This is a genomic window from Acinetobacter cumulans, from assembly GCF_003024525.3.
Taxonomy (GTDB): domain Bacteria; phylum Pseudomonadota; class Gammaproteobacteria; order Pseudomonadales; family Moraxellaceae; genus Acinetobacter; species Acinetobacter cumulans.
Window position 1 is genome coordinate 2,254,463 of sequence record NZ_CP035934.2, and the last position, 11,668, is coordinate 2,266,130.

15 protein-coding genes are annotated in these 11,668 nt (G+C 40.4%); all 15 read right to left on the bottom strand.

Features of this window, described 5'->3' with window-relative positions; translation table 11 throughout:
- Window positions 1-29: 29 nt before the first annotated feature.
- Entirely contained in the window at window positions 30-1,541 is a 1,512-nt protein-coding gene (locus C9E88_RS17845; RefSeq protein WP_227865784.1) for a hypothetical protein, read from the bottom strand.
- Window positions 1,538-2,506, bottom strand: a complete 969-nt coding sequence (gene cas1f, locus C9E88_RS10725) for a type I-F CRISPR-associated endonuclease Cas1f (protein ID WP_106984741.1) — start codon at window positions 2,504-2,506, stop codon at window positions 1,538-1,540. Before cas1f ends, C9E88_RS17845 begins: the two co-directional genes overlap by 4 nt.
- A 258-nt stretch (window positions 2,507-2,764) precedes the next feature.
- Complete coding sequence (locus C9E88_RS10730; RefSeq protein WP_106984740.1) at window positions 2,765-3,106, bottom strand: phage head closure protein; 342 nt, start codon at window positions 3,104-3,106, stop codon at window positions 2,765-2,767.
- Window positions 3,106-3,396 (bottom strand): head-tail connector protein, encoded by a 291-nt coding sequence (locus tag C9E88_RS10735; protein WP_106984739.1) that lies wholly within the window; start codon window positions 3,394-3,396, stop codon window positions 3,106-3,108. The genes C9E88_RS10730 and C9E88_RS10735 overlap by 1 nt, the downstream gene beginning before the upstream one ends.
- The gene (locus C9E88_RS10740; protein WP_106984738.1) at window positions 3,396-4,949 is read right to left on the bottom strand and encodes a terminase large subunit; all 1,554 of its coding nucleotides are present in this window, start codon (window positions 4,947-4,949) and stop codon (window positions 3,396-3,398) included. The genes C9E88_RS10735 and C9E88_RS10740 overlap by 1 nt, the downstream gene beginning before the upstream one ends.
- Window positions 4,924-5,316: a P27 family phage terminase small subunit gene (locus tag C9E88_RS17850; protein ID WP_106984737.1), complete on the bottom strand. Its 393-nt coding sequence runs from the start codon at window positions 5,314-5,316 to the stop codon at window positions 4,924-4,926. Before C9E88_RS17850 ends, C9E88_RS10740 begins: the two co-directional genes overlap by 26 nt.
- A 13-nt stretch (window positions 5,317-5,329) precedes the next feature.
- The gene (locus tag C9E88_RS10750) at window positions 5,330-5,713 is read right to left on the bottom strand and encodes an HNH endonuclease (protein ID WP_106984736.1); all 384 of its coding nucleotides are present in this window, start codon (window positions 5,711-5,713) and stop codon (window positions 5,330-5,332) included.
- Complete coding sequence (locus C9E88_RS10755) at window positions 5,700-6,857, bottom strand: phage portal protein (protein ID WP_106984735.1); 1,158 nt, start codon at window positions 6,855-6,857, stop codon at window positions 5,700-5,702. Before C9E88_RS10755 ends, C9E88_RS10750 begins: the two co-directional genes overlap by 14 nt.
- A complete protein-coding gene (locus C9E88_RS10760; protein WP_106984734.1) occupies window positions 6,854-7,363 on the bottom strand; it encodes an HK97 family phage prohead protease in 510 nt (169 codons plus the stop codon). Before C9E88_RS10760 ends, C9E88_RS10755 begins: the two co-directional genes overlap by 4 nt.
- A 1-nt stretch (window position 7,364) precedes the next feature.
- Window positions 7,365-8,588: a phage major capsid protein gene (locus C9E88_RS10765; protein ID WP_106984733.1), complete on the bottom strand. Its 1,224-nt coding sequence runs from the start codon at window positions 8,586-8,588 to the stop codon at window positions 7,365-7,367.
- Window positions 8,589-8,706: 118 nt separating this feature from the next.
- Window positions 8,707-8,919: a hypothetical protein gene (locus tag C9E88_RS10770; RefSeq protein WP_106984732.1), complete on the bottom strand. Its 213-nt coding sequence runs from the start codon at window positions 8,917-8,919 to the stop codon at window positions 8,707-8,709.
- A gap of 209 nt (window positions 8,920-9,128) precedes the next feature.
- Window positions 9,129-10,823 (bottom strand): AAA family ATPase, encoded by a 1,695-nt coding sequence (locus tag C9E88_RS10775; protein WP_162368835.1) that lies wholly within the window; start codon window positions 10,821-10,823, stop codon window positions 9,129-9,131.
- Window positions 10,820-11,128 carry a hypothetical protein gene (locus C9E88_RS10780; RefSeq protein WP_106984730.1) on the bottom strand — a complete coding sequence of 103 codons (309 nt, stop codon included), beginning with the start codon at window positions 11,126-11,128 and terminating at the stop codon, window positions 10,820-10,822. Before C9E88_RS10780 ends, C9E88_RS10775 begins: the two co-directional genes overlap by 4 nt.
- The gene (locus tag C9E88_RS10785) at window positions 11,121-11,396 is read right to left on the bottom strand and encodes a hypothetical protein (protein WP_106984729.1); all 276 of its coding nucleotides are present in this window, start codon (window positions 11,394-11,396) and stop codon (window positions 11,121-11,123) included. The genes C9E88_RS10780 and C9E88_RS10785 overlap by 8 nt, the downstream gene beginning before the upstream one ends.
- A complete protein-coding gene (locus tag C9E88_RS10790) occupies window positions 11,393-11,593 on the bottom strand; it encodes a helix-turn-helix transcriptional regulator (protein WP_106984728.1) in 201 nt (66 codons plus the stop codon). Before C9E88_RS10790 ends, C9E88_RS10785 begins: the two co-directional genes overlap by 4 nt.
- Window positions 11,594-11,668: the final 75 nt, after the last annotated feature.

An 11,668-nucleotide genomic window follows, 5' to 3' on the forward strand; every position in this document is an offset into this window, starting at 1 on the left:
TGTTGCTGTTCTTGTATATTTTTATCTCCTTACATGGCTCGTTGTAGTCTTTGTACTGCACTTGATCCAATAATGGTGGCAATATCACTGTCATCTAAATTTAAGTTTTGTTTTAAAGCATCACCTGTTTGGGTTGTGAGCGTTCTTAACCCTAGTGCAATACTAAATCGTGCACCTTTTTCAACATCCGCCAACGCATACATCATTCTGGCGTTGGCTATTGTTTTACCTTTCCCTGTAGATGCCATATTGATGCCAAAAAAACCACACTCATTACTGCGTAAATTTATTTTTTTGCTCAATTTTACAGCTTCATCTTGCCATTTACTTAATAAAGGATCTGCATTTTCAAATCCGCGTTCCAAAATTCGATTCATCCCTAATTCAGGTAATTCAGAAATAAATTGTGGAAGCTTTCGACTATGAATATAGGAGTACAATCCAACAGCTAAATTGTGTTCATCTAATTTTTGCTTAAATTTTCTCTCTTTATCTGTATTTGCATATGCTACATATTGAGGATCCTGCCATTCTTTTTTTGCATCTTGGGCAGAATACCAATGATCTGTCAGCATCAAAATCAAACGCGATAGATGCATTGTTAAAGGATCATTTAACCAATCTAGTTGTTTAATCTTAATTGCCTGATTTAAGGCTCGTTTTGATAATAATTGTGCTTTATTACACCATTCTTGACTACGAACTGGTAAACCTGAGGGAAAATTCCAATTTTTTGAAATTTCATCTTCTGTCCAATCAAATTTCACAATATTTGGTGAATTCCACTTGATATCACATTCATTTAACCAATATTGACTTAAATTTTCATGGCTTAATACAGGTGGCTGATTTTGAAAAAATGGATATAGTGGTAAACGATGATGTGTCACTATCAACCACGCTATTAATTGAGCAAATGATGATAGGTTCTTAAAAGTTTCGGATAATGTTGTTACATTTCTAACTTCATCAAGATGACTAAGCCAATGCTTTTCTGATTCACTCGATAAGTTAGATAACTCATTCATCCATGTATCATCAGCCTTATTTTTTACAAATAATTCAAATATCTTTAATGATATCCATTCATGTCGATAAGGCTCATATCCTTTGTCTGTTTTAATATTTGGATCTAATTTTGCCTGAAACAGAGCATTTGCTTTGCCAAAATCATGAAATAATCCTGCGATCCCCGAAGCAATCGCGACTAGCTCTAAATTTTGCCACAAATGAGAAGACTTCCACTGTTGTAAACTTTTCTGTGTTGTATTTACAGGCACAACTCCCTCGTTATTAAACTTATTCCTATTCCCTACAATCCACAAAAGCTCACTACGTCGTCTGCCCCGAATCCAATGACAACTCACAGCAGTACTTTTAGTCACAGTTTTACGCAATAACTTTTTTACGGCGATTAGACCATCTTCTGTAATCACGGTTTGCCATGTGTTATCGCCAATTCGATCTGCAAAAGCATCCAATACTCGTCGGGTTCTAGGAATGGCTTTCTTTTCACATTGACTAATGAAGGTCACAATCATAATGCTTCCCCATCCACACCATGATCCTTACAAGCTTGCGCTTTCACTTGATCAAACATGAAGTCCAAACATTTATGCTCTGTGAATTTCTGCAATATTTGTTGTCTGAATTCTTGCTCAGTCATTTTTTCTTTGGCACAGATAAATGCGTATGGAAGTACCACAGCATCTTTAATTAAATCTGCAATATCAAAAACTAAAGCCCCACGTCGAGTCTTACCATGCATCACCGCAAAGCCATGTGGAATTCCTAGTACCCAAAGCGTAGTTGCAGCGAGGCCATAAGCAAGATAATTTCCATGATTCAAAAAGTCATTCGCCAAATCCCCTTGCTCAGGATTACGGCTAAAATCCTTCAGCCCTGTACGTGTGGCAGCAATTTTATACAATTGCTTTGTCGTTGCTGCTTCAGCAAGAAGTAAATCCCCAACCTTGCTTTGCTGTGAAATTTTTGCGGTATAATTATTCAGCGCTTGTTGAATGTCCAGATCATCAACATGAAAACCATATTCTTTTAAGTCTCGATCTTTAGACCAAATTTTTTGAATAAACTCAATTCGAGCCAATTGAAATTGTTTTGCCACCTCTAAGCGTTTGGCATCATCAAACCAAAATTGCATCCAACCTTGCATATATTCAGTCGGGCGATACTCACTTTGTGGCGTCATCCATTCAATTTCACAGCCCATAAAGAGTGGTGTGCCACCACCGCCACAGAAGCCAACTAATACTCCTGCACTCGCAAGCATGCGCATCGCAGCTTGTGTAATTGATGTTCCTGTGCCGAGCATAAGAACGGTAGTATTCGCGATTGGAATATTCCAATACTGATTTTCGTTTTTAGCTTCAGTTAAATATAAAACGCGCCCATCTTTTTGCATCACTCGTGCATATTCAATGTAGTAAAGATTAGCCCGCTTTGAATGCAATATCGCTTTTAAATCGGATGGATTCAGCTGTTCCATTTTATTTATTTTTCAGAAGTTATTTATTTTATTATAAAAATTTTAATAACGAATACAATTCGACTAAATTACCACCACGACGAATCGTGTCGTTTAGTTTTATATAATCCAATGCATAAAAAAAGCAGAATCGAAATGATTCTGCTTTTTTAAAATCTTGGTAGGTATATCCAATACCTAAAAGAAATATAAATAGCTGATAAATTGAAGTTATTATTAAAAAAATGTACTCTGTGTACACTCCAGTGTACAAGAAAGTCACATTTCAACTAAATTAAAAGTTAAATACTCCCGATTAGATTTTAAATCTTGCTGCGGGTTTCCATCTAATGAGAAGGTGACTGGCGAAGAACTTAATCCATGAATCACGACTCGCATAGTTGAGTTAATGCCATCAATGAAATGAGTAACCAGTCTAGCTGTAGTTTTGACCTGTACTGCTTGTGCTGCGATTAAATCCCTACTGCTTAAAGGTTGGAAGTCACCGTACAATCTGGTGAACTCTGTCCATTGTTCTGGAAGTGGGTAGCCGTCCTCGTCACGACCTCCACCACTAAAATGTTCAACTATGCAAAGTTTATTCATTGCACCAATATTCATTACAACACCTCTTTAGTAATGTAGGGACTTAAAAGAAGATCAAAGGCTCGATTGTTGTTTAGTGCCTGATCTGCTTGCATTGTCCGATTTTGGTAAAGGTCTGCACCTAGTAGTAGAATTGCTGATTTTATCGGAGCTGGTGTAACTACGACTTTATCGTAATCATCACCAAGAAAGTTTTTAATATGCTGCTCTGCACTGTCTAAATAAATTTGAATCGTTGTGTCATCAAAATCATGTAGGATTCTTAAATGCTGTTTCATCTCAGCTAAAGTAACTAATTCACTCATTAGAAAATTACCTCGCAATCGTTTACGTCTAATTCAATATTTGCCATTGCTCGCCCCAGTGACATGCAAAGGGCTACAATCCCATCTATCTTTTCAGAACTCTTTTTCTTACTTGGCTTCACGTTTCCGGCTGCATCTTGTTCGACAACGGTATTGGCACACATCCAGTTTAAAACTGGGTTATTCGGGTGCTGTAGGTCGCCATTAATCAGCATCGTTTCAAGCTGTTTTGCTGGGGCGCTCATGCTGCCATATCCCTGACCAAATCCGACCACTTCAAAGCCATCTGCTTCGAGGTCTGTCATCAATTGGCTGGCATTCCATCTGTCGATAGCAATCTCTTTAATCTGGTAGATTTCCCCCAGCTCATGAATCTTTAACCGGATCGCTTGCTGATCTACAGCTTTTGAATCTGTTGCAATCAAATGGCCCTGCTCCACCCATTGCGGATATGGAACTTTGTCTTTTCTGGATCGTTCCCAAATTTGTTCTTTTGGCACAAAAAAGAAAGGCATTGTGTAGGTCTTACCTGCAATGTTTGGAAAGGTCAAAACGAGTGCCGTAATGTCCTGGACGCTTGAAAGGTCTAAACCTGCATAGCATGGCTGTCCTGTAAGGTCTGGGAAGTAATCGCTGCTGCACTGGTCCCAGACTGTTGAACTTAACCAACGGCTATCGGATTCAGTCCACTGGTTCAAGTACAGTCTACGAAATACGTTTTCATAAGCTGGCACTTGCTGGGCCTTTAAACATTCTTGCTCATAAAAACTCAGGTCTACAGTGTGGCCCATACTTGGACAAGCTGCCTGCCATGTTGCAGGGTCTTTCCAGTCTGCATCTGCTGGGGCTTCATAAATGCACGGTAAAAATGTTGGGTCATCTATGATTCCATCACGTACCTTTTGTGCATAATCCCAGATTTCATAGCAAATCGAATTTTTATTAAATCCGGCTGTGCTGGTGTAGAGAATCAAACTATTGTTTCGGGCCAGTGTGCCTGTAGTGAACACATCGACCAGCTCCCGATCATCAATACAGTGCAGCTCATCAATACCGCAATAATGCACATTTAAACCGTGCTTGGTACTGGCTGAACTCGATAGCACACGGTAAACGCTGCCACTGTTGGGAACTAAAATTGATCGCTTATAAATCTCTGATCTGCTATCCAACTCATGTTCATTTTCAGTCATGGCCTTTGCAGCATTAAAACAAAGTGCTGCCTGATCCGTATCTGCTGCCACATTAAAACACTGTGCTGCCGGTTCATTTTCACAGTGTAAACAATACAGTGCTATGGCTGCTGCCAGCTCGGTTTTTCCTTGTTTACGGCTGATAAATAAAGCACTTTGGCGGTATCGTCTTTTGTGATTATCCTTTCTACGCCAGCCGAACAATTCTCGCAGATAATCAATCTGCCAGTCTAAAAGCTCGAAAGGTTTGCCACGCCACTGACCTGTAGAGTGAGTTAAGCACTCAGCAAAGAATCCAATAACTTTGTCTGCTTCTTCTTCATCAAAATAATAGTTAGCTAAAGAATCGGGACTTGTCATTTTTCTTTCCTTTTTCAGGTGCAACTATCCCGCCTTTACTGCTTGGCGTGAATCCGAACTCCTTAGCCATCAAACGCAAGCTGTTAAAAATCCGCATGTCTGGGACTTCGCCATTTCTTCGGCTGTCAATGTATGCGCCCAATAAATCGCAGTAGGTCGCCAGTGGTTCAACGGTTGCAACATTCAGCAAATTATTAAGGGCCATCTGTGGGGCTAGTTTGTTCCACTGGTGTAGGCCCTCACCTTGTAGCCAATCTGGGGCAATGGTTTCGGCTGGTAAAAATTCAGGTTCGGCTTCATTCAAAGGACGTTTACCTGGATTGCCTGCAAGCTCTTTCAATGCCGTTGGTTTTCTTGGATTTCCCATATTTCAAAATCCCTCAACTGCGGTCATAAAAATGTGACTGGGTGGGCGGTGCTTCATCAAAAAGTTTTTCGTGATTTTTTGGCTTATTCCAGTGGTGGTTCGGGTCAAGTGGTCTGCCTTGTAAGTCACACCCCCAATTCACCTGCTTACCCATGTCTTGTGCTGTCTTGAGTGAGTGGCACTCATGGCATAACAGCATCAGGTTATCCAGGTCATTGTCATCACCATCATTGTTGATATGGTCAACGTCTGTACCTGGTACAGTTTGGCCACGCTTAACACATATCTGGCATAGTCCACTATCACGAGCAATAACAGCCTGTCTGATCTTCTGCCATAGTCTGCTATTCAATGGGATAGCACGTTGTTTGGGCTTGTATAGGCTATGGTTCTTCATTGTTGGTCTGTCCTGCCTGATCCTGTTGCTGAATGATGCCTATCGGTAGATTCTCCAGTTCTCTTACTTCATCAATAGTCATCCACTTGTTTTGTAGTGCCGACTGGTAGAACGCTGCACGGTTTGCATTATCACCACGCAGTAATCCATCCAAATTGTGTTCACAGTAGAATGATGATGTTAGGCATGTGTTATTAATTGCCTGTTCCCACATCAATAAATGACGCTTTAATGTGAGTGTTACGAACTGTCTAGCCAGCTCCACACTGTTTGAATAGTTAGCATTGTCCAGCACTCCAACAATAGTCGGCTGTATCCTGAATAAACGACATACTTCCAATACGCTGAACTGTCTGGATTCCAGCCATTGGCTATCTATCAAGCTCATGGATACTGGTTTGAACTGTGCTCCACTTGGTAGCACTGGGGTAGTGCCTGCATTCCTTACACCTGAATAATTAGCCTTCCAACTATCACTGATCTGTTTCGCTTGGTCTTTAGTGGTAGTCGGTAGGGTTTCAATCACACCATTTAATGAGGTGCCATTATTAAAAGTATTTGTACCGTGCTGCTGTTCAGACAATGAAAGAGCTATTGTGTCCTGTGCTACTTGGATCGGTGAACGCCCTAGATACGGCGTACTGTCGCTTGGGTGGTAGCGTAAATGTAGAACCTCATCTGATAATAGGCGCTTGCTGCTGCCATCATACTGAACAATGTCATATACCAAATTTCCACTTTGATTTAATAAGACTGTAACGCTATCGGGGTGCAATGGAATTAAGGCTGTGATGCCTTTACGATCCTGCTTAATTTCTGCATAAGCATTACCACGCAAGAGAACATGACGTTGCAGCATTTCTCGAAATTCAAGTGCTGTTTGCCAGTGGTTCGGCTTGTCGTGGATCAATTTATATAACGGATGCGCCTTTGCTTTTTCCCGACCTGTCGCTGTTCGCTTAAACACTTCAAATGGTAGGCTCGCAATAGTTTCACTGATTGCAGAAATGCAAGCGTAAACAGTGGAAATAGATTCTGCTGTTTTGGCGTTTACTACTGGAGTGTTCAGCACATTGGCGAAATAGGTGTCATACGCTGGAGTGTTATTTCTTTTTTCATGTCGTCTTTGATTTCTACGGCTCATTTAAAGCACTCCAGATATTTTTTAGCATGGCTTAGTTTTGTGGTTTTACGACTTGATCGTAAATCTACGCTGGTCGCTTCATAGGCTGGGTCACTGGTTAAAGTGATTTCAAACAAATCAACGTCTAAAATCTCTCTGGCTGTATCTGTCCAATTCTCGGATCGGACAATAAAACCGAATGAACATCCTGCAAGGTCGCCACGCTTCACCAACTCGGCTACATCATTCCCCAGTGTGGTGTTAGGTAGATCAAGTTCGAACTTTAAACCTTTTTCATCTTCTGCAAGTCGGAGTGTATTTGAACCAATACGCCCTAAAAGTTGGCTGGTGTCATGTTCATAAATTGCTTTGATTTTTGACGCATCCAAAGAAGCAAGGGAACGTGTGAACGCTCCCTTTTTGATGACTTCTTGGAATGTCCCTATCATGGTCGGGCTGTCGAAAACAGCCGCATACCCTGACAAGGTGCGCCCTTTGCTTTCTACGCTAAAGGCTCTTTTTTCCATATCAGCCACCTGTAACCGCATCGGTCAACACAAGAAAGGCTTTAGGGTGTCGAACTGCTACATCACAAGTCGCCATTGCTCGAACTTGCACACCGCCACGACTGTAAGCTGGTTCTGCGTATGGGTTCACTAGAATGTCGATTTCTGACCATACACCTAAAAGCACCTGGCTAAAGTCACCTAAGATGGCGGTTTTCGCTGGCATGTTCGCTGACACTTTGAAAGGTAGTTCACCAACTTGGCCGTTCTGATATAGGTACTGCCCTGTGCCTGTGGATTTCTCAATTCCTGCCAGAGTTGTTTTTAATGCACTTGTCGCCAACCATTGCAGGTTAGTGATGTTTTCATCTTCAATTTGCTGGATTAGTTGCAGCACTTCGGCCCATGTTGCTGGTGTGGTGCCAGTTAGCACCCCAATAGTATTTAGGATGCCTAAAGGGTCTTTAACGCCTGTGCCTGCCAAAATTGCTTCATCAATGTTTTTTGCCACTAAGAATGACAAATCTTCACGGATAAGACTTTCAATGTCTGGGCTGGACTGCTGGATCAACTGACGCGACATTTCAGTTTTTCCGCCTGTGTGCTTCGGTGTCAATGTGATTGCATCGAATGACATATTTGATTCTGGTACTGCTTCTTCTTCACCGACCCAGCCAAGTGATAAACCTGTGCCGAATTTTGGAATGACTACATCACCAGACAATCCAGTTAATGTTCGTACACCCATCTGGCGAACAATGTTTGAAGAACGTAAGGCCCCGATATAGTCCTGTGGGCGGTGGTTCGCTGCTACGAGTTCGGCTGCTGTAGTTGTGTTGTTTGTTGCACGTGTTTCCAGTGCATCGAATGGAATGAATGCGCCTTGTGCTTTCTTACCTGATCGCTTTTCCGCTTCTTTGTTGTACTCAAGTTCTGCACCTGAAAGGCTACGGCCTGTAATCTGTGCTTGGATAATGTTCTGAACTGACACTGAGCGTTTTAATTTTTCAAAGTCTTTATTGTGGCTATCGCCTACATGATCCGCAGGAGCCGAACGCTCCAGGCTTCGCAGGTATTCCACACGGTCAATTTGGGCTTGGATGCTTCGTTCTTCTGTTTTTAATTTTTCAAACTGTGTATTTTCTTCGTCTGTTAAATCACGGTTTGCTTTAGCTGCTGCATCTGCTAGGGCTTTCATCTGGCTAACTGTGCTAGATCGTTTTTCAAGTAATTCAGTTAAGTTCATTTCTCTATATCCTGATCAAGATACAGTCTAAATATCACAATATAGATATAAAAATCATAGTCTTAAATTCTTATAGATACATATAAAAAACCCACTCAATTAAGTGGGCTTAAAGTGTTTATACAAAAAATACATTATATTCTGGGTCGTCAGTTCTTAATGCAACTTTCACTTTTTTCCTTAATTCAAAAAAATACTGATCGTCTGATTTATCCTCATCACATTCGCCAAATTTTTCCCTTTGCTGTCTTTGTTGGCTGGCATAATTTTCTAAAATGAAATCGAGATTTTTTAGTTCATCAGTCGATAATTCAATTACTTTTTTTGTCATTACAATTTCCTCTAATTTATTGTCTATATACATTGAACATCTTGAGCATGTTGAGCATGTTGAGCATCTTCCATGTAAGTACATGATTTTCATTAGAAATGAAGGTGCTCATTAAGATGCTCAAGCATTTACCCTTTGAGCATCTTCATTATTGATATAATTCAATAAGTTATCTTCAAGATGCTCAAGGTGTTCAAGATGCTCATAGGTTAGTAGCGTTGTTTATGTTCAGGCAATACTTCTGGAACGTCTTTAAAAATTGATGGCAATTTCCAGTACCAAGCCGAACCCTCTTTGAATGGTTTTATATTTAAATTGTCTTTTGCTCGTCTGATAGATGCCACACTATAACCAGCATTTTTAGCTTCTTCTTGCACCTCCGAAGCTGGCATTTTTTCGACTGGGCTTAAAAGATCAATCAAAAACTCTTTGGCTAAATCTACTGTCGAACCGCTGCCCTCTGTCGATTCTGCTTCGTTCAATAATTCTTTTGCAGTACCTTCGATTGTACCAAGCCAAGCTGTTTTTGTAGTTTCAATATTCTCTAAAACAGTTTCAGATTCGATCTGGTATCTAATACCACCATCTAAAGTTGAAATATTGCTTTTTGCACGTACTAAAATGCAATCATTTTCATCTTCACGCTTTGCAGCACTCCATACCATGCGTGCTAAAGCTGTGAACGCTTGCGAACCTATAATTCGATCTGCTGGGCTGCTTCCCGAAGTGCCTTTAGCAAAATGAGTAATTCCTACAACGGCGCAATTAAACTCTTGGGCAAAATCCACCACCACCTGCAACGACCTGCGAACATCTGTAGCCTTGTTAGAATCACCACCAACGGCTGAAATAATAGGGTCAATCATCAGTAGCTTTATATCTGGGTTTTGTTTTGCATAAGCATTCAATAGCGGTAGGTCTTTGGTTGGATCAAATGGTTCTCGCTCCCCTTTGTCATTGATGCGCCCTGCAATAAAGTCGATTTTGCTTAGGTCTGCACCATTCGCAATTAATCTCGGTAGCAAAGTATCGTTAGGGTCATCCTCTGTGGAGTAGATTAAAACTCTACCTGTGTCTGTGCATTTTGAGCCATCAGGAAAAATACCATTTGTTGTGATAGTGGCAATCAAAGCTAAAAGCAAGTTTGTTTTTCCACATCCTCCAGCACCAGCCAGAATAGTGAGTTTCCCAAGTGGTAGCCATCCAGCCCAAAGCCAATTAATAGCTTGAGCCTGTATGTTTGCCATATTTACAATTTGGAGCGATGAAATAGGGCTTGTTGGTTTAATTTCATCAGTTTTGCTTTGTAAGGCTATTTTAATTTCCTGATTTGTTAATCTGGATACATCTGCATCAAAATGAATCTTTAAATCAGCATCAAATTCTAACTTTTTATCAGTAGCAATAACCCTCGGCTTACATTCATCAAAATAATTATTGACCAATTCAAAAGCCGTGCGAATCTCTCTATGAAAGACAGAAACATAATTAAGTTGCGATAACCGAAAAAATAGATTTAAATTATCGGTAGCAATAAAATTTGATGGATTTGAATTGCTAATATTGGATACTGGAATCCCAGCACCGACTTTAATCGACTGGGATTTCTTTTTGATATCTAATAATTGATAGCCTGTTAATTGCCAGCTTTCAAAATCATATAAAGGGATAGCTTTATACCCAGAAATGTCACGACCTTTATAGATCGTTTCATCCGCCACGGTTCTGATATTTCCTTTTTCCTCATTTTGCACCAACACATTTAAATCAAAATCATGCAGTGAATAACTTTCTACTACATTTTTAGTGTAGTTATGAGTATGGGAAAAAATTGCATTTTGTGGCTTTGGGTCAATGGATTCCAATAGATCGCCTGTAGTATCCCAGGATGCTTTTGTATTCATTCTGCACCCCCTTTCATTTTCTCCCATTCAGTCTTGTATGCTTCTGCCCCTTTAGCATGGTTGCGGTGGCGGTCATCTGCTAAATATTCATACATATCTAAATGAGTGACTAATTCAGAAAAATGATACTGGCTGACTTCTTTTCCACTCTCTGCCAGCTTGTTTAACTTCATTACTTCTTTTCTAATATGACTGATTGCTGTACACATCCAGTTCATATCTGATTCGGATAATGAAGCTAAGTCGTGCATGTCGCCAGCATCGTATTTTTTAGGTGTATTTGTAGAATTGATTTGATTAGGCATGAGAATGCGCTCCTTTGTAAATTGGAGCCTTGCCATTCACGACCAAGTGAGGGTGGCAAAGCTGAAAGGGGTTGGTCGACTGGCTACAAAGGAACCCAGCACACTCGAAAGTGTCCCCCTCCAGCTCCGCCATAACATGCGAACGCATAGAGATATAACGCATAAAAAAAGCCCGAAGCGGACTGTATGCGCCTTCATAGTAATAGCCGACCAAAGCTAACTTTGAGATTTTGCTCAAAGCAAGAGAACTATAACTAATTTTTTTCATGCTGTCACCTCGTCACGTGCAGCTTTTTTAGATTCAATCCATGCTTCAATTTCTTTCATGTCAAAATAGACTGGGGCTTGTTTGGTGTCTCCCAATTTGATTGGTTTTGGAAAGTCTGGATTTTTCAATTGGATTTTACGAAGCCCATCACGGGTAACGCTGAAGTATTCGCAAATTTCATTAAACTTTTTAAGCATTTCTAAGTACCTGCATATAACGTGGTACTTATCTATTATTCACATAGAGTTAATGAAAAATAGGGAAAAACTTTT

Bases quoted from the DNA above. Each gene is read 5' to 3' on its own strand.
- C9E88_RS17845 (WP_227865784.1), bottom strand. From the start codon at position 1,541: ATGATTGTGACCTTCATTAGTCAATGTGAAAAGAAAGCCATTCCTAGA.
- cas1f (WP_106984741.1), bottom strand. From the start codon at position 2,506: ATGGAACAGCTGAATCCATCCGATTTAAAAGCGATATTGCATTCAAAG.
- C9E88_RS10730 (WP_106984740.1), bottom strand. From the start codon at position 3,106: ATGAATATTGGTGCAATGAATAAACTTTGCATAGTTGAACATTTTAGT.
- C9E88_RS10735 (WP_106984739.1), bottom strand. From the start codon at position 3,396: ATGAGTGAATTAGTTACTTTAGCTGAGATGAAACAGCATTTAAGAATC.
- C9E88_RS10740 (WP_106984738.1), bottom strand. From the start codon at position 4,949: ATGACAAGTCCCGATTCTTTAGCTAACTATTATTTTGATGAAGAAGAA.
- C9E88_RS17850 (WP_106984737.1), bottom strand. From the start codon at position 5,316: ATGGGAAATCCAAGAAAACCAACGGCATTGAAAGAGCTTGCAGGCAAT.
- C9E88_RS10750 (WP_106984736.1), bottom strand. From the start codon at position 5,713: ATGAAGAACCATAGCCTATACAAGCCCAAACAACGTGCTATCCCATTG.
- C9E88_RS10755 (WP_106984735.1), bottom strand. From the start codon at position 6,857: ATGAGCCGTAGAAATCAAAGACGACATGAAAAAAGAAATAACACTCCA.
- C9E88_RS10760 (WP_106984734.1), bottom strand. From the start codon at position 7,363: ATGGAAAAAAGAGCCTTTAGCGTAGAAAGCAAAGGGCGCACCTTGTCA.
- C9E88_RS10765 (WP_106984733.1), bottom strand. From the start codon at position 8,588: ATGAACTTAACTGAATTACTTGAAAAACGATCTAGCACAGTTAGCCAG.
- C9E88_RS10770 (WP_106984732.1), bottom strand. From the start codon at position 8,919: ATGACAAAAAAAGTAATTGAATTATCGACTGATGAACTAAAAAATCTC.
- C9E88_RS10775 (WP_162368835.1), bottom strand. From the start codon at position 10,823: ATGAATACAAAAGCATCCTGGGATACTACAGGCGATCTATTGGAATCC.
- C9E88_RS10780 (WP_106984730.1), bottom strand. From the start codon at position 11,128: ATGCCTAATCAAATCAATTCTACAAATACACCTAAAAAATACGATGCT.
- C9E88_RS10785 (WP_106984729.1), bottom strand. From the start codon at position 11,396: ATGAAAAAAATTAGTTATAGTTCTCTTGCTTTGAGCAAAATCTCAAAG.
- C9E88_RS10790 (WP_106984728.1), bottom strand. From the start codon at position 11,593: ATGCTTAAAAAGTTTAATGAAATTTGCGAATACTTCAGCGTTACCCGT.